Source organism: Bradyrhizobium sp. T-12, from assembly GCF_058314695.1.
In genome coordinates, this window is sequence record NZ_CM177756.1 from 6773243 (window position 1) to 6790070 (window position 16828).

At 65.5% G+C, this 16828-nt stretch carries 17 protein-coding genes, 1 tRNA gene and 1 pseudogene; 12 read left to right on the top strand and 7 right to left on the bottom strand.

Annotation, left to right across the window (positions count from 1 at the left end):
- Nucleotides 1–3: 3 nt before the first annotated feature.
- Nucleotides 4–794: pseudogene (locus tag AC0WRY_RS32345) on the bottom strand (enoyl-CoA hydratase/isomerase family protein).
- Between the two features lie 206 nt (nucleotides 795–1000).
- On the opposite strand from AC0WRY_RS32345, the gene AC0WRY_RS32350 reads away from it, so the two are divergent.
- On the top strand, nucleotides 1001–1774 hold the full coding sequence (locus AC0WRY_RS32350; protein ID WP_491122409.1) for an IclR family transcriptional regulator: 774 nt from the start codon (nucleotides 1001–1003) through the stop codon (nucleotides 1772–1774).
- 14 nt (nucleotides 1775–1788) lie between these two features.
- Here AC0WRY_RS32350 and AC0WRY_RS32355 read toward each other — a convergent pair whose 3' ends face one another.
- From AC0WRY_RS32355 to AC0WRY_RS32370, 4 genes are all read right to left on the bottom strand, one after another.
- The gene (locus tag AC0WRY_RS32355) at nucleotides 1789–2682 is read right to left on the bottom strand and encodes a hypothetical protein (RefSeq protein ID WP_491122410.1); all 894 of its coding nucleotides are present in this window, start codon (nucleotides 2680–2682) and stop codon (nucleotides 1789–1791) included.
- Between the two features lie 49 nt (nucleotides 2683–2731).
- Complete coding sequence (gene queD / locus AC0WRY_RS32360; RefSeq protein WP_491122411.1) at nucleotides 2732–3088, bottom strand: 6-carboxytetrahydropterin synthase QueD; 357 nt, start codon at nucleotides 3086–3088, stop codon at nucleotides 2732–2734.
- Between the two features lie 84 nt (nucleotides 3089–3172).
- Nucleotides 3173–3249: transfer RNA gene (locus AC0WRY_RS32365), tRNA-Arg, on the bottom strand.
- A 287-nt stretch (nucleotides 3250–3536) separates the two neighbouring features.
- Complete coding sequence (locus AC0WRY_RS32370; RefSeq protein ID WP_211415620.1) at nucleotides 3537–5036, bottom strand: sensor histidine kinase; 1500 nt, start codon at nucleotides 5034–5036, stop codon at nucleotides 3537–3539.
- Between the two features lie 382 nt (nucleotides 5037–5418).
- Here AC0WRY_RS32370 and rpmH point away from each other — a divergent pair, with 382 nt between their 5' ends.
- The 11 genes from rpmH (at nucleotide 5419) to dapE (ending at nucleotide 14963) form a co-directional block, all read left to right on the top strand.
- Nucleotides 5419–5553: a 50S ribosomal protein L34 gene (rpmH, locus tag AC0WRY_RS32375; RefSeq protein WP_008542748.1), complete on the top strand. Its 135-nt coding sequence runs from the start codon at nucleotides 5419–5421 to the stop codon at nucleotides 5551–5553.
- 27 nt (nucleotides 5554–5580) lie between these two features.
- Nucleotides 5581–5982 carry a ribonuclease P protein component gene (gene rnpA, locus AC0WRY_RS32380; protein ID WP_194404756.1) on the top strand — a complete coding sequence of 134 codons (402 nt, stop codon included), beginning with the start codon at nucleotides 5581–5583 and terminating at the stop codon, nucleotides 5980–5982.
- 13 nt (nucleotides 5983–5995) lie between these two features.
- Nucleotides 5996–7855 carry a membrane protein insertase YidC gene (yidC, locus tag AC0WRY_RS32385; protein WP_194404757.1) on the top strand — a complete coding sequence of 620 codons (1860 nt, stop codon included), beginning with the start codon at nucleotides 5996–5998 and terminating at the stop codon, nucleotides 7853–7855.
- 181 nt (nucleotides 7856–8036) lie between these two features.
- Entirely contained in the window at nucleotides 8037–8699 is a 663-nt protein-coding gene (yihA, locus tag AC0WRY_RS32390; RefSeq protein WP_194404758.1) for a ribosome biogenesis GTP-binding protein YihA/YsxC, read from the top strand.
- Nucleotides 8699–9064, top strand: a complete 366-nt coding sequence (locus tag AC0WRY_RS32395) for a DUF423 domain-containing protein (protein WP_212065130.1) — start codon at nucleotides 8699–8701, stop codon at nucleotides 9062–9064. The genes yihA and AC0WRY_RS32395 overlap by 1 nt, the downstream gene beginning before the upstream one ends.
- A gap of 204 nt (nucleotides 9065–9268) precedes the next feature.
- Nucleotides 9269–10156, top strand: coding sequence for an acetylglutamate kinase (argB, locus tag AC0WRY_RS32400; RefSeq protein WP_194404760.1), 888 nt, complete (start codon nucleotides 9269–9271; stop codon nucleotides 10154–10156).
- 182 nt (nucleotides 10157–10338) lie between these two features.
- Entirely contained in the window at nucleotides 10339–11325 is a 987-nt protein-coding gene (locus AC0WRY_RS32405; RefSeq protein WP_491123527.1) for a DUF1036 domain-containing protein, read from the top strand.
- Nucleotides 11326–11339: 14 nt separating this feature from the next.
- Nucleotides 11340–12032 carry a pyrimidine 5'-nucleotidase gene (locus AC0WRY_RS32410; RefSeq protein WP_194404761.1) on the top strand — a complete coding sequence of 231 codons (693 nt, stop codon included), beginning with the start codon at nucleotides 11340–11342 and terminating at the stop codon, nucleotides 12030–12032.
- A gap of 121 nt (nucleotides 12033–12153) precedes the next feature.
- On the top strand, nucleotides 12154–12999 hold the full coding sequence (gene dapD, locus AC0WRY_RS32415; RefSeq protein WP_194404762.1) for a 2,3,4,5-tetrahydropyridine-2,6-dicarboxylate N-succinyltransferase: 846 nt from the start codon (nucleotides 12154–12156) through the stop codon (nucleotides 12997–12999).
- Between the two features lie 153 nt (nucleotides 13000–13152).
- A complete protein-coding gene (locus AC0WRY_RS32420) occupies nucleotides 13153–13800 on the top strand; it encodes a DUF805 domain-containing protein (protein WP_491122412.1) in 648 nt (215 codons plus the stop codon).
- Complete coding sequence (gene dapE, locus AC0WRY_RS32425) at nucleotides 13797–14963, top strand: succinyl-diaminopimelate desuccinylase (protein WP_194404764.1); 1167 nt, start codon at nucleotides 13797–13799, stop codon at nucleotides 14961–14963. The genes AC0WRY_RS32420 and dapE overlap by 4 nt, the downstream gene beginning before the upstream one ends.
- A gap of 75 nt (nucleotides 14964–15038) precedes the next feature.
- Here dapE and truA read toward each other — a convergent pair whose 3' ends face one another.
- Entirely contained in the window at nucleotides 15039–15776 is a 738-nt protein-coding gene (gene truA, locus AC0WRY_RS32430; RefSeq protein ID WP_491122413.1) for a tRNA pseudouridine(38-40) synthase TruA, read from the bottom strand.
- 6 nt (nucleotides 15777–15782) lie between these two features.
- Nucleotides 15783–16706 (bottom strand): methionyl-tRNA formyltransferase, encoded by a 924-nt coding sequence (gene fmt / locus AC0WRY_RS32435; protein ID WP_194404766.1) that lies wholly within the window; start codon nucleotides 16704–16706, stop codon nucleotides 15783–15785.
- Nucleotides 16707–16828 lie beyond the last annotated feature (122 nt).

Sequence of the window (16828 nt, forward strand, 5' to 3'; positions counted from 1 at the left end):
CGCTCAGTCCTTCGACGAGGATTGCGCGAGGAACGCCGCCACCGCGTCGCGATGCTCCGTGCTGGTGTAGCAAATGGCCTGCGCCTGGCTGCCGAGATTGAAGATGTCGTGCGCGGAATGCTCGAAGGTCTCGTTCAGGATCTTCTTGCTCAGCGCCAGAGCCGTCGGAGACCCCTGAGCCAGCTCGGCCGCCCAGGCCTGCGCGGCCGGCAGCAGCTCGGCCGAAGCCACCTTGCGATCGACGATGCCGAGCGCGAGCGCCTCGTCGGCCTCGACGACGCGGCCGGTGAAGATCAGCTCCTTGGCCTTCGCGAGCCCGACCCGTCGCGGCAGGAAATACAACCCGCCGCCGTCGGGATCAAACCGCGCTTGATGTAGGACCAGGTGAATTTCGATCGTTCCGTTGCCATGACGAAGTCGCAGGCCAGCGCGGTATCCGCACCGAGCCCCGCGGCGGCGCCGTTGACGGCGGCAATCGTCGGCTTCGGAAGGCCCAGCAGCAACGACTGCACGTGATGCACGCCCTGCTGACGGCTCCATCCGTTGAATGCGACCTCGCCCTGCGGCGCTTCGAGCCGGCGCTTCATGCCGCTGATGTCGCCGCCGGCACAGAAGGCCTGGCCGCGCCCGGTCAGCACCAGGGCCTTGATCGCCTTGTCGCGGGCGACGGTTTCGAGCGCGCCGGTGAATTCGGCGCGCATCTCGTCGCTCATGGCGTTGCGGCGTTCCGGCCGGTTGAAGGCGAGCGTCGCGACACCGGCCTCGACGGAAAATTCGATGAGCTGATACGGCATGAGCTGATAGGACATGGCAGGCTCCGTGGTTGGAGTCGGATCGATCACCGCGACCCAGCGCGGATGTCGAATGGCTGTTCGGGCCGTGCCGTTTCCTCGTCGAGCCAGTTGCGGCCGGGCATTTTTCTCCCGGTGGTAATAGCGGCTTGCACTTGCCGCAACATCCCCCTAATTCCACTAAGTGGAAATGCCGATGGAGGCTGGATGTGGCGCAGGCGCCCAGATATGCGGGCGGGGTTGACGGCAACCGGTCGCTCGAACGGGGCATCGAGATCCTCAGGGCGTTCCGGCCCGGTGTCGACACGCTCGGCAATGGCGAGATCGCGGAGCGAACAGGCCTGCCACGATCGACGGTCAGCCGGCTGACGCGAACGCTGGTCAATTCCGGGATGCTCGACGAAGTCCGCAGCGAGAGGACCTACCGGCTTGCCGCATCCGTCATCAGCATCGGTCACGCGATGCGGACGGGATCGCCCGTGCTCAACGCGATCGGACCGATGATGCGGGCCGAATCGGCCAAGCGCCGGCTGAACGTCGGACTTGCGACCGCGGATCGAACCATGATGGTTTACCTGGAGTCGATCCGCTACAGCCCGCGCGCGGCGCTGCGCAACGTGGTCGCCGGCCAGCAGGTCCCGATGGAGCTGACGTCGCTGGGCCGCGCCTACCTCGCCGGCCTTGCCGAGACGGAGCGCGAGCGATTGCTGAAGCAGTTCAAGCGGCGCAGCGCAGCCGCCACCAAGGCGCTGCTGGCAGAGGTCAGGAGATCGATCAGCGCCGTCGAGCGCGACGGATATTGCGCCGTATCATGGCAGCCCGCCGTTCTCGCCGTCGCAACGCCGATCGTGCTGGACGGGCTCCCGGTCTACGCCCTCAATATGAGCCTGCAGAATGTCGACCGGTCCGATGCGCTGGCGAGCGAGATGGGCACGTACCTCAAGGCGTTTGCGGCGAAGTGCAAGGAGGTGCTGGCGGGCTGAAGCGACCAGCGCCCTTACAATTTTCCATAGACCCGCGCCGCGACCACCTTCAGGCGCTCGACCGATCCGGACTCGGGGTGCGGCTTGACCGGTGCGAACAGGATCGATGCCTGCCTGCCGTTCTTCCAGACGAAGATGTTGACGGCGTTGCCGTTGCCCTTGGTGCAGGAATGCTCGCCGAACGCTTCGCCGCCGAGCTCGGGTATCGCCACGTGCTTGCAAGGGCCTGCGCGCTTCATCATGCCGGCGGCGGTGTCGCGCGAGGTCGCGATCACCGCGACCGTCATGGTGTTGGCCTCGCGATCGAACATCATGCAGCTGCCTGCGCCGGTCCGCTGCACCGTCAGCGTGCTCGCGTCGAGAAAACCGTCGGCATCGGCAGCCGCGAGCCACTCGCAAGTGCCGAACCGCTCGCTGCTCTTGCTCACGTTGGCAATGGCAATGCGCGAGGCCTCGGTGAGCGGCCCGAGCAGCGCATCGTCGGCACGCCGGCCGATCGGATAGACGGTGATCTGGAGAATGTAATCGCCGGACAAGACGACGACCGCGGCCTCCTGGCGCTCCGCGCCGGCGGCGCTCGTTCCGCCCTGGCCTTCCTCGCCGATCCCCGCCACGGTGCTCAGCTTCATCCGTTCGCCAAGCGTCTTGACGAAGGTCGCGTACAACTCCCTGGCGCGGTCCTTGTCGGGATTGCGGAACACGGTGAGCATCATCGTGTCGCCGCGCCCGGCCTGATAAATGCAGCCGCGGCCGTCCTGATTTGAGATCAGCGACCATTTGAACGCCGGCATCGCGCGGGCGAGCTCCTGGCTGCTGATGAACGGGCAGGTTTCGGCCGCGCGCGCAGGGGCAGCCGCGATGGCAAGGAAAAGAACGAGACTGGAGAGCAGGCGATCGATGGTGTGCATCAGATGAACGTACTATCGAAATGCCGTGCCGGAAACGTTCGACTGTCCGTCACTGCCCGTTGAATTCAGCCCAGCAATCGGCCGTTTCATAGACCCGAACCGCCGACAGCTGTGAGAGGCTCGGCTTCAACCGGTCCCAGATCCAGATCGCGATATTCTCGGCGGTCGGGTTCTCGAGGCCTTTGACGTCGTTCAGGCAGTGGTGGTCCAGCGCGCCCATGATGTCGGCGAAGGATTTTTCGATATCGAAGAAGTCGGCAACGAAGCCGGTGTGCGGGTCGACCGGTCCGTCCAGCTGGACCTCGACCCGGTAGGAATGACCATGCAGCCGGCAGCATCGATGGGTCTCGGGCACGTTCGGCAGCCGATGCGCCGCCTCGAACTTGAACGCCTGCGATATCTTCATTCCGCTCCTCACACGGCGAAGCCATCCGGTCTCGTGCCCGTCTGGCGACCAGATGCTGCTTTATCCTGACCTTTCGGCGAAGAATGGCGCGCCCGGAACGATTCGAACGTCCGACCCTCAGATTCGTAGTCTGATGCTCTATCCAGCTGAGCTACGGGCGCGTGTTTCGCAAACAGCGCGGGCAGGACCCGCGACGCAGCCCCCGGCAGGGCCGGAGGGGGTGCGAAAGAGCGCTCTGACTAACCGCTCTTGTCCCGATTGGCAAGGTCCGGGATGGGGAGATTTTCGCGGATTTTCACTCATCTCTCCCCTCCGTCATTCCGTGGCGACGCGAAGCGGCGAGAATCCATAACCACCAGCCGGGGTTATGGATTCCGGACACGGCCCTTCGGGCCATCCCGGAATGACGGAAGGAATGAAATTGCCGCCCGCTCGGCCGCTGGCCGACTTACGCCCTCTGCCGCTCGTTGCGGATGGAGAGCAGCTCCACGGGGCGGTCCGGGATCACGATGCGGAAGGTGGCACCGATGGTGCCTTCGACCAGGTGGATATCGCCGCCATGGGCGCGAACCAGCTCGGCGGCGATGGCCAGGCCGAGACCGCTGCCGCCGGGACGCCCGGAGGTCTGGAACGCCTCGAACAGATGCTCCCGCGTCTTCTGGGGCACGCCGGGACCGGTGTCGGAGACCTCGACGATCGCGACGGCGCCTTCGCGTTTTCCGGTGATCCGGATCTGCTGCGGGCCATTGTCACCGGAGGCGTGGCTCTCCAGCGCCTGGGCGGCGTTGCGGACGAGGTTGAGCAGCACCCGGAACAGCTGATCGGGATCGGCATCGATCGCCAGCCCGCGCTCGATGGCGGCGACCCAGGCGATCGAGGCATCGGAGGCGAGGCCCGCGGTCTCGCGCACCTCCAGCACGACGGGCTCGATCAGGATCATGCGACGGTCGGGCGCGGCCTCTTGGGCGCGTCCGTAAGACAGCGTCGACTGGCAGAAGGCGATGGCCCGCTCGAGCGAGCGCACCAGTTTCGGCGCGAAGCGTTGCACCCGCGGATCCGGCACGCTGGCGAGTTGGTCCGACAGCAACTGGGCCGAAGCCAGCAGGTTGCGCAGATCGTGATTGATCTTGGACACGGCGAGGCCGAGGGCGGCGAGCCGGCTCTTCTGATGCAGCATCGACATCAGATCGCGCTGCATGTCCGACAATTCGCGCTCGGCGACCCCGATCTCGTCGCTGCGCTGGCTCGGCACGATGATTCCCGCCGAGCTTTCCGGATTCTCGTGGAAGCCGACCAGGCTCGCGGTCAGCCGCCGCATCGGGCGCACGAAGAGATAATGAAGCGCGAGATAGACGAGGCCGGCGGTCAGCACCGCGATGATCAGCGCCACCACCACGACGTTGCGGGAGAAGCGGTACATCTGCTGCCGCAGCGGCAACTCGTCGGTGACGATCTCGATGAACTGGGCATTGCCGACGCCGGGCCCGACGATGCGAATGGCCTGGTTGCCGGTCTCCAGCATCATCCGGAACGAGCCGGTGATCGCCTCCCACGCCGTCATGTCGCGCAAATCGATGTCATGCTCGATGGCGGCCGGGATGTTGTCGCTCGCGAGCAGCCGGCGCTGCTGGCCCATCTTGATGGCGACGGCGCGGGCATTGATGCTTTTCAGGATCTGGCGCGACAGCGAATCGGGAACCATGCCGAGCGGCGCCGCATCCAGCACCAGCGCCGCCGTATTCGCCGCCGCGACGCGATCGTTGAGCCGGTTGACCCAGAAGTTGGCGATGGCTGGGACATAAAGCAGGCTGGCCGCGATCATCACCAGGGGAACCGTCAGCAGCAGCAGCTTGCCCGACAGCCCGAGCCCGCGCGTGCCGCGGGGACTCGCCGCCGGCTGGTCCGGCTGGTCCTGATCCTGGACCGGCTGGAGGTCTGTCGCTGCCACGGAATCGCCCTCGCTGCCTAGACCGGGTTAAGAATTGGGCCGGGTGAAGGATTAGCGGGTATGAGAATGCGGCCCGCCCCTGGCCCCGGTCAAATTACGGATCGCTAATCTGCCAAGGTGGGATGTAGGCGCTGATATCGCTACCCGCCACCTCAAGCGTTAAAAACCCCGCACAAACAGCGATATTCACGAAAATCGCGCGCTTGTGCGGCGTTGACGAAAACAAGGCGCTCGCTTATAAGCCGCGCAAATTGTCCGCGATGACCCGGTGTGACGCCGGGAGCGGCTCTCTTGGGGCCGAAAAGGGTCCGTTGTGGGCCGCATCTTCCGGACTTTACCATCAATTCTACAGGCAAATTGCCCGGTCAGCGGAGAAAAACCCGTGAAGCGGACTTATCAACCCAGCAAACTGGTGCGCAAGCGCCGTCACGGCTTCCGTGCCCGTCTCGCCACTGCCGGCGGCCGCAAGGTTCTCGCCGCCCGCCGCGCCCGCGGTCGCAAGCGTCTGAGCGCCTGAGCCAGACCCCCTTTTTGGGATTTCATCATGGATCGGCTGAGGCAGCGGGCGGATTTCCTCGCCGTTGCCAATGGCGCGCGGGTGAACAGCCGCGCGTTCGTCCTGCAAAGCCGTCCCCGCGATGACGGCGGCCCGATCCGGATCGGCTTCACCGTTACCAAAAAGAACGGCAACGCCCCCGAGCGCAATCGCATCCGGCGCCGGCTTCGCGAACTCGTGAAGCGGCTCGATCCGGTGTCGATGCAGCCCCATCATGATTATGTGCTGGTCGGACGAAGGGACGCGCTCTCGCGCGACTTCACGACCATGCTCGACGATCTGCGCATAGCGTTCACGAAGCCCGCGCGGCATACGCACAAGGGACGCGGCCCGAAAACCGACGGCTCAAGACCCGGCCCCACTCCCGCGACCAGCCGCAAACCGGATTGATGACGAGAGAATGATGACCGACAACCGCAATACCATCCTCGCCGTCATTCTGTCGGGCCTGGTGCTGATCGCCTGGCAGTATTTCTACAACGTGCCGGCGATGGAGAAGCAGCGCGCCCAGCAGCAGGCCCAGGCCGAGCTTCAGAAGGGCACCCCGCAGCCGACCGCGTCGGCGACGCCCGGCGCCTCGGCGACGCCCGGCGCCGCGCCGCAGCCCGGCGCAGCTCAACCGGCGACGCCGGCCGCGAACCAGGCCCAGCCGGTCGTTGCGCGCGATGCCGCGATTGCAGCCAGCCCGCGCGTCAAGATCGACACGCCGCGGATCGCCGGCAGCATCTCATTGAAGGGCGGCCGCATCGACGACATCGCGCTGGTGCAGTTCCGCGAGACGGTCGACCCGAAATCGCCGCCGATCATTCTCTATTCGCCTTCGGGCACCGCGGAACCCTATTACGCCGAGTTCGGCTGGGTGCCGGCGACGGGCGTGACGGCGAAGCTGCCCGACGCGCAGACCGTCTGGCAGCAGGACGGCAGCGGCAGCCTGACGCCGACGACGCCGGTGGTGCTGAAGTGGGACAATGGCGAGGGCCTCACCTTCCGCCGCACCATTGCGGTCGACGACCATTATCTTTTCACGGTCAAGGACGAGGTGAGCAATGTCGGCAACGCGCCGGTCACCCTCTATCCGTTCGCGCTGATCTCGCGCCACGGTGCGCCGCAAGTCTCCGGCTATTACATCCTGCATGAAGGCCTGATCGGCTATCTCGATGGCCTGCAGGAATATGCCTACAAGAAGATCGACGAAGCCAAGTCGGTGAACTTCAAGGCCACCAATGGCTGGCTCGGCATGACCGACAAGTACTGGGCCTCGGCGCTGCTGCCCGACACCAGCGCGCAGCTTCAGGCGCGCTTCTCGTCGAACCCATCAGGCAACGTCCACACCTACCAGACCGATTACCTGCTCGACCCCGTCACCGTCGCGATCGGCGGCACCGCGACCGCGAATGCGCGGCTGTTCGCGGGTGCCAAGGAAGCCGGCGTCGTCGGCCTCAATTTCCCGCTGGCCGGCCACGGCGGCTACAACAAGGAGCTGGGGCTGAACCATTTCGATCTCCTGATCGACTGGGGCTGGTTCTACTTCATCACCAAGCCGATGTTCATCGGCCTCGACTTCTTCTTCCGCTTCTTCGGCAATTTCGGCATCTCGATCCTGCTCGTGACCGTGATCGTGAAGCTGTTGTTCTTCCCGCTGGCGAACAAGTCCTACGCCTCGATGGCGAAGATGAAGTCGGTCCAGCCGCAGCTGCAGGCGCTGAAGGAACGCTTCCCCGACGACAAGGTGAAGCAGCAGCAGGAGATGATGGAGATCTACCGCAAGGAGAAGATCAATCCGGTCGCCGGCTGTCTACCCGTCGTGATCCAGATCCCGGTGTTCTTCTCGCTCTACAAGGTGCTGTTCGTCACCATCGAGATGCGGCACGCGCCGTTCTACGGCTGGATCAAGGACCTTTCGGCGCCGGATCCGACCAACCTCTTCAACCTGTTCGGGCTGATCCCGTTCGATCCGACCACGATTCCGGTGTTCGGCCACTACCTCGCGCTCGGCATCTGGCCGATCATCATGGGCATCACGATGTGGTTCCAGATGAAGCTGAACCCGACGCCGCCGGATCCGACGCAGCAGATCATCTTCAACTGGATGCCGCTGATCTTCACCTTCATGCTGGCGGGCTTCCCGGCGGGCCTCGTGATCTACTGGGCCTGGAACAACCTGCTCTCGGTGGTCCAGCAGAGCTACATCATGCGCCGCAACGGCGTGAAGGTGGAGCTGTTCGACAATCTCAAGGCGACGTTCGCGAGGAAGGCGACGTAAGTCTCACGCGAGTGTGCCCCGTCATACGGGTGCAAATGCCTCCACATCGTCATGCCCGGGCTTGTCCCGGGCATCCACGTTTTGGAAGCTTGTCCAGTAACAAGACGTGGATGGCCGGGACATTTTGGAAAGCCGCGCTTCGCGCTTTTGCCCGACCATGACGAGAGGATAGGTCCTTCTCATGAACGAGAAGAACGACGACAAAGATGCGAAGCTGATCGAGGCCGGGCGCAAGCTGTTCGCCCGCGACTGGCAGTTCATCTGGGCCTCGCCCTCGATCCAGACGCTGCCGCCGATGGCGGGGCTGGAGGTCGCCTTTGCCGGCCGCTCCAATGTCGGCAAGTCGAGCCTGATCAACGCGCTCACGGGACGCAACGCGCTGGCGCGCACCTCGCACACGCCGGGCCGCACCCAGGAGCTGATCTTCTTCGAGGTCCCAGGGAAGACCGACCTGCGTCTCGTCGACATGCCCGGCTATGGCTATGCCAAGGCGCCCAAGAGCCAGGTCGCGTCCTGGACCGAGCTGATTCACAAATTCCTGCTCGGACGCGCCAGCCTCGCGCGCGTCTACGTGCTGATCGACGCGCGCCACGGCATCAAGGACGTCGACCTCGAAGTGCTGGGGACGCTCGACCGCTCCGCCGTCAGCTACCAGATCGTGCTGACCAAGGCCGACCAGGTGAAGGCGTCCGAGTTGCAAGCGCGCATCGCCGAGACCGAGGCCGCGCTGGCCAAACATCCCGCCGCGTTCCCGAACGTGCTCGCGACATCGTCACGCAGCTCGACCGGCATGGAAAGCTTGCGCGCCGCGATGGCGAAGCTCTTGGAAGAGCGGAGCAAGTAGTGGCGGCCCATCGCCTCCTGATTGGGCTTGCCGGCTTGATGGGCGCCGCCGGCGTCGCGCTGGCCGCGGCCTCCGCCCACGGCGCGGATGCAAGCCGGCTCGCCACGGCGAGCGCCATGCTGCTGTTTCATGCAACTGCCATACTTGCGACCACCGCTCTGCTCGCGCGCGGCCTTCTGCACGGCGGAATTGGCCTCACCGCCGCGTTCGGCTTCGTGATCGGCGCCGCGCTGTTCGCGGGCGATCTCAGCTTGCGGCAATATGCCGGGCATGCGCTGTTTCCGATGGCGGCACCGACGGGGGGAACGGTGATGATCGCGGGGTGGCTGGCGGTGACGCTGGCCGCGGTGGTGGCAAGGAAATGAGCCTCGCGCCCCGAACGCAGCGCAGCGCCTTAGCGGTGCGCTGCTGAGCCGGGGCCCATACTGCTTTCCGGGTCCCGGCTCAGCGGCGCGGCACTACGCGCCGCACCGCGTCCGGGACACGAGATCGCATGCCAGCCACACTTTGCGCCCCGCCCGCCAATCGGATAGAACGCGCACCGACCGTCCCGCCAGCGAGACCGCGACATGACCGACATCTCCCCGCTCGACCAGGCCCGCATCCTGTCGGAGGCGCTGCCGCACATGCAGCAGTATGACGAGGAAACCATCGTCATCAAATATGGCGGCCATGCCATGGGCGACGAGGAGACCGCGAAGAATTTTGCCCGCGACATCGTGCTGCTCGAGCAGACCGCGATCAATCCCGTCGTGGTGCATGGCGGCGGGCCGCAGATCGCGACCATGCTCAAGCGCCTCGGCATTCAATCGGAATTCGCAGCGGGCCTGCGCATCACCGACGCCGCGACCATCGAGATCGTCGAGATGGTGCTCGCCGGCTCCGTCAACAAGCAGATCGTCGGTTACATCAACGAGGCCGGCGGCAAGGCCGTGGGGTTGTCGGGCAAGGACGGCAACATGGTGAAGGCGTCGAAGACGACGCGCACCATCATCGATCCGGGCTCGAACATCGAGAAAGCGATCGATCTCGGCTTCGTCGGCGACCCCGAGAAGGTCGATCTCACGCTGCTCAACCAGCTGATCGGCTACGAGCTGATCCCGGTGCTGGCGCCGCTCGCGACCTCCAAGGACGGCCAGACGCTGAACGTCAACGCCGACACCTTTGCCGGTGCGGTCGCGGGCGCGCTGAAGGCCAAGCGCCTGTTGCTGCTCACAGACGTGCCGGGTGTGCTCGACAAGTCGAAGAAGCTGATCCCGCAATTGTCGGTGAAGGACGCCCGCAAGCTGATCGCCGACGGCACCATTTCCGGCGGCATGATCCCGAAGGTCGAGACCTGCATCTACGCGCTGGAGCAGGGCGTCGAGGGCGTCGTCATCATCGACGGCAAGATGCAGCACGCGGTGCTGCTCGAGCTCTTCACCAACCAGGGCACGGGCACGCTGATCCACAAGTGATGCGGAAGCAAAAAACGAAAGCCGTCATGGCCGGGCTTGTCCCGGCCATCCACGATCTTTCGGCCCGCACCGAGAACGTGGATGCCCGGGACTTGCCCGTCCAGATGCGCTCCGCGCTTTTGGCCGAGCCTGACGGATCGAGAGCGAAGCAACGACGCCGCTCTGCCCTCACCCGCTTCCTCATGACGCTGCCGGCCGCGGCCGTCTCGTTCTTCTTCTCCTCCGCTCCCGCCTTCGCCGACCTCAAGATCTGCAACCGCATGTCTTACGTGGTCGAGGCTGCGATCGGCATCGACGACAAGGCGGCGACCGCGACGCGCGGCTGGTTCAGGATCGATCCCGCCACCTGCCGCGTGGTGGTGCAGGGGACGCTGACCGCCGACCGCATTCTGCTGCACGCCCGCGCGCTCGGCGTCTATGGCGCCTCCCCGATCCCGCAGAGCGGCAGCGATACGCTCTGTGTCGCGCAGGACAATTTCGTCATTGCGGCGGCCCGGCAATGCCGCAGCGGCCAGGCCCAGGCCGCGTTCACGCAAGTGACGCCGACGCAAGGCGCCGACGGCAACCTCGTTGCCTATCTCGCCGAGGATTCCGAATATGACGACGAGCAGGCGCGCCTTGCCGGCATCCAGCGGCTGCTGGTGATCGCAGGCTATGATGCCGCGCCGATCGACGGCGTCGACGGGCCGAAGACGCAAGGCGCGCTGGCCGCGTTCCTGAAGAGCCGCGGTCTGTCGTCGGACGTCGTGGGCTCGCCGAACTTCTTCAAGACCATGGTCGATGCGGTGCAGACGCCGTCTGCGACCGGCCTCACCTGGTGCAACGACACGCCGCACAAGGTGATGGCGGCGATCGCGACCGACGACGGCAAGTCCGTGACCAGCCGCGGCTGGTACCGCATCGATCCCAAGACCTGCCTGCATCCTGATGTGACCGGCACCCCGAAGCAGATCTTCAGCTTCGCGGAAGCCGTCGACGCCGACAACCGCGCCGTCAAGTTGAAGGACCGGCCGCTGAACTGGGGCGGCGACAGGCAGCTCTGCACGCGCGAGACCAAGTTCGAGACCAACGAGCAGACCGATTGCGGCGTGCGCGGCTTCGCGGCGACGGGATTTGGCGCGGTCGATATGTCGAGCGGCGGCAAGACGCTGCGCTTTGCGGTGCCGTGATCGAGAGGGTTTTGATGACTTCACCCCGCGCCTTCACCCATGTCGACACCTGGGTGTTCGACCTCGACAACACGCTCTATCCGCATCACGTCAATCTGTGGCAGCAGGTCGATGCGCGGATCGGGGAGTTCGTCTGCAACTGGCTGAATGTCGGCCCGGAGGAAGCGCGGGCCATTCAGAAGGATTATTACCGGCGCTTCGGCACCACCATGCGCGGCATGATGACCCTGCATGGCGTTTCCGCCGACGACTATCTCGCCTACGTCCACAAGATCGACCATTCGCCGCTGGAGCCGAACCCGGCGCTCGGCGAAGCCATCGCAAAATTGTCGGGGCGCAAGCTGATCCTGACCAACGGCTCGGTCGACCATGTCGACGCGGTGCTGGCGCGACTTGGGCTCGGCTCGCATTTCGACGGCGTGTTCGACATCATTGCCGCGGAGTTCGAACCGAAGCCGGCGGCGCAGACCTACCGGAAATTCCTCGCCGACCATTCGGTCGACCCGACCCGGGCCGCGATGTTCGAAGACCTCGCCCGCAACCTCACCGTCCCGCATCAGCTTGGCATGACCACCGTGCTGGTGGTGCCTGATGGAACGAAGGAGGTGGTGCGGGAAGACTGGGAACTGGAGGGCCGGGACGCCGCCCATGTCGATCACGTCACGGATGATCTGACGGGGTTTTTGGGCAGGCTGTCCCACAAATAGTGCCGTCGCGGGGCGCGAAGCCAGCCCGGGACGACAGTGGAGTATGCCTTGACTCCGCTCCTCCAAATCCCGAAAAAGCGCCCCAATCCATCAAAATTCCCGCTTCCCAGAGGAAATCCCGATGTCCCTTGCAGCCCTCGAATCCACCATCAACAGCGCCTTCGACGCGCGCGAGACCATCTCGACCTCGACCAAGGGCGAGGTGCGCGAGGCCGTGGACCAGGCGCTGGAGACCTTGGACAAGGGCGAGGCGCGCGTTGCCGAGCGCGGCGCCGACGGCAAGTGGAAGGTCAATCAATGGCTGAAGAAGGCCGTGCTGCTCTCGTTCCGCCTCAACGACATGGACGTCATTGGCGGCGGTCCCGGCAAGGCGAGCTGGTGGGACAAGGTGCCCTCGAAGTTCGAAGGCTGGGGCCCGAACCGCTTTCGCGACGCCGGTTTTCGCGCGGTGCCGGGCGCGGTCGTCCGCCGTTCGGCCTTCATCGCCAAGAACGTCGTCTTGATGCCGTCCTTCGTCAATCTCGGCGCCTATGTCGATGAGAGCACCATGGTCGACACCTGGGCGACCGTCGGCTCGTGTGCGCAAATCGGCAAGCGCGTGCACATCTCCGGCGGCGCCGGCATCGGTGGCGTGCTCGAGCCGCTGCAGGCCGAGCCCGTGATCATCGAGGACGATTGCTTCATCGGCGCGCGCAGCGAGGTCGCCGAAGGCGTGATCGTGCGCAAGGGCGCGGTGCTGGCGATGGGCGTGTTCCTGGGCGCCTCGACCAAGGTCGTCGACCGCGAGACCGGCGAAATCTTCATGGGCGAAGTCCCCGAATATTCGGTGGTGGTGCCCGGCGCGCTGCCCGGCAAGCCGATGAAGAACGGCCAGATCGGCCCCAGCACCGCCTGCGCCGTCATCGTCAAGCGCGTCGACGAGCGCACGCGTTCCAAGACCAGCATCAACGAGCTGCTGCGGGACTGAGCTGCGCCACGAGCGCTATTCCCTGCCCGTCACCCTGGGGTGGCCGCCTCTTCGGCGGCCCGCGAAGGGCGACGGGCCTGATCCTGTATCGAACCCCCTCTGCCTCCATCGCGACCAATTTCCGGGCGGCCCCTTTCCGCCGGAGCCTTCGCCATGGACTGGACCTCGTACCTCTTCCGTTTCGACGGCCGCATCAATCGCGCCCTGATGTGGCAGGCGCTGCTGATCGTCGCGCTGCTGGCGGCGGTGCTGGAGAACCTCAGTCCCGTCATCGGCCTTCTCGACGGGACCAGATCCGCAGCCAGGCTCGGCATCGAGTTCGACTTTGACTTCGGGCTCGACGACCTCTTTCGGGTGGTCGATCCCGGCGCCTGGCATTTGCTGGCCTCGACCGACCGCGTGACGCTGATCCTGAAGTGCTTCGGCACGCCGCTATTCCTCTGGATTTATCTGGCGACCGCGATCAAACGGCTCCACGACCGCGGCAGGAGCGGCTGGTGGATCGTGCTTTTCTTTTTCCTCCCCAACCTGCTGCTTCACCTCTCGAACCGGCTGCCTCCAGCGTTCGCTTTCCTCGACTGGGCCGGCTACGCACTTTGGCTGTGGGGCTTCGTCGAGATGTTCATTGTGCCCGGCACGTCGGGTACCAACCGGTTCGGCCCCGATCCGCTGGCCGAAGCCGAGAACGATTCCACGCCCGCAACGCCGGCTGCGAAAGGCTGGGACCAGAGCCGCGAGCTCGAAATTGTCCCGCCCAGTGCTAGCCCACCCGGCGGCATGCATGTTAAGCGGGGCGCATGACCGATGCTCTCTCCATTGCCCGCGATCTCATCCGCTGCCCCTCGGTAACCCCTGAAGATGCCGGTGCACTCGGGGTGCTCGAAAAAGCCTTGGGCGACGCAGGCTTCACCTGCCACCGCGTGACCTTCAGCGAGGAAGGCACCGCCGACGTCGACAATCTCTATGCGCGGATCGGCACCGAAGGCCCGCACATCACCTTTGCCGGCCACACCGACGTGGTGCCGCCGGGCGATGAGAGCGCATGGAGCGTCGGCGCGTTCTCCGGCGAAGTGAAGGACGGCGTCCTGCACGGCCGCGGCGCGGTCGACATGAAGGGCGGCATCGCCTGCTCGGTCGCGGCGGTGCTGGAGCATCTGGCCGCCAACGGCGGCAAGCCGCGCGCCGACGGGGCGGGCTCGATCTCGTTCCTGATCACCGGCGACGAGGAAGACGTCTCGATCAACGGCACCATCAAGCTGCTGAAGTGGGCGGCAGAGCGCGGCGAGAAATTCGATCATTGCGTGCTGGGCGAGCCCTCCAATGTCGAGACGCTCGGCGACACCATCAAGGTCGGCCGCCGCGGCTCGCAATCCGGCACGCTCTATGTCGACGGCGTGCAGGGCCACGTCGCCTATCCGCATCGCGCCTCCAATCCGGTGCCGGATATTTCGCGGCTGATCGTCGCCATCAGCGACGAGCCGCTCGACCATGGCAGCGCGCAGTTCCAGGCGTCCAATCTCGAATTCACCTCGGTCGACGTCGGCAACAAGGCCAACAACGTGATTCCGGGCGAAGCCCGCGCCAAATTCAACATCCGCTACAACGACAACCACACCCAGGCGAGCTTGCGCGAACTGGTCGAGACGCGCCTCACCAAGGCCTGCGGCAACCGCATCAAGGCCCGCATCGTCTGGGAGCCCTCGAACTCCAACGTGTTCGTGACCAAGCCCGGCCCGTTCACCGATCTCGCGGTGTCCGCGATCGAGGAAGTGACCGGGCGCAAGCCGGAGCTGTCGACGTCAGGCGGCACGTCGGATGCGCGTTTCATTTCGAGCTACTGCCCGGTGATCGAGTTCGGCCTGGTCGGCCAGACCATGCACCAGGTCGACGAGCGCGTGCCGGTCGCCGATCTGGAGAAGCTGACGAAGGTCTATCGCGGGATTTTGACGCGGTATTTTGGGTAGGCCCCTATATCGCCCAGCCCTCCGCCGTCATGCCCGGGCTTGTCCCGGGCATAACGTCCGTGGCGGTATCAGGCCCTAATAATCCACCTTCATCAGATACAGCCCGTCCGGCGGCGCGACGATGCCGCATGCGGCGCGGTTGCGGGCTTCAAGTGCTGCGGAGAGATCATCCGCGGTCCAGCGGCCCTCGCCGACCCAGACCAGCGAGCCCACCATCGAGCGCACCTGGCTGTGCAGGAACGAGCGCGCGGAGGTAACGATGATGATCTCGCGGCCATCACGCGTCACGTCGAGCTGGTCGAGCGTTTTCTCCGGCGACTTGGCCTGGCATTCGGTGTCGCGAAACGTCGTGAAATCGTGCTTGCCGAGCAAGCGTTGCGCCGCCGCATGCATCGCGTCGGCATCGAGCTTGCGCGGCACGCGCCAGGCGTGGCCGATGTCGAGGGCGAGATTGGCGCGGGTGTTGATGACGCGGTAGCGGTAGTGGCGCTTCACGGCGGAAAAGCGCGCCTCGAAACTATCAGGCACGACCTCGGCCTCCAGCACCGCGATCGGATGCGGCCGCAGATGCGCATTGAGCCCGTCGCGAAAACGGCCCGGCGGAAATGATTTGTCGACATCGACATGCGCGACCTGGCCACGCGCATGCACGCCGGCATCGGTACGGCCGGCGCCGTGCACGCGCAAATCCGCACCGGTCATCGCCTTCACGGCCGCCTCCAGCGCGCCTTGCACCGAGGGCAGCGTGTCCTGGATCTGCCAGCCGAAGAACGGCGCGCCGTCATATTCGATGGTGAGCTTGTAGCGGGGCATCGCTGACTAGTTGAACCTCGCTCCCGCCTTCAACGGCGTGCCGCGCAAAAAGTCCGCGGCCTGCATCCGGCCCTTGCCTTCGCGCTGCAGCTCGATGATGCGGATCGCGCCTTCGCCGCAGGCGATGGTGAGCTGATCGTCGAGCACCGCGCCCGGTTCGCCAGAGTCTTGTCCCAGCTCGCAGCGCAGGATCTTGACGCGCGAATTCTCCAGCTCCGCCCAGGCGCCGGGGAACGGCGACAGGCCGTGGATGTGACGCAGCACCTCGCGCGCCGGCTTGCTCCAGTCGATCCGCGCCTCGGCCTTGTCGATCTTGGCGGCGTAGGTGACGCCGTCCTCGCTCTGCTTCCTGAGCTGGAGCCCGCCGCGGGCGAGCGCGGCCATCGCGCGCACCATGAGATCGGCGCCTAACCGCGACAGGCGATCATGCAGATCGAGCGCAGTCATGCTGTCGGTGATGGCAAGCCGCTCGGCCATGGCGACGTCGCCGGTATCCAAGCCGACATCCATCTTCATCACCATGACGCCGCTCTCGGCATCGCCGGCCATGATCGCGCGGTTGATCGGCGCCGCGCCACGCCAGCGCGGCAGCAGCGAGGCGTGCAGATTGTAGCAGCCGAGCTTCGGCGCATCGAGGATCGCCTGCGGCAGGATCATGCCGTAGGCGACGACGACAGCGGCATCAGCCTCGAACGCGCTGAATTCGGCAAGTGCCTCTTCGGTCTTCAACGTCTTCGGCGTCAGCACGGGCACGCCGAGCTTTCGCGCGGCTTCCTCGACCGGGGTCGGCTGCAATTGCAGGCCGCGCCGCCCGCCCGGCTTCGGCGCGCGGGTATAGACGGCTGCGATCTCGTGGCCGTGCGCGACGAGCTCGAGCAGCGTCGGCACGGAGAAATCGGGCGTGCCCATGAAGATCAGGCGAAGGGGCATGTGGCTGCGTTCGGGTGAGAGTTCTGGTTCTCCGTCATGCCCGGGCTTGTCCCGGGCATCCGCGTTCTTGGCCGAGAAGGAAGCAAGGCGTGGACGGCCGGGTCAAGCCCGGCCATGACGGC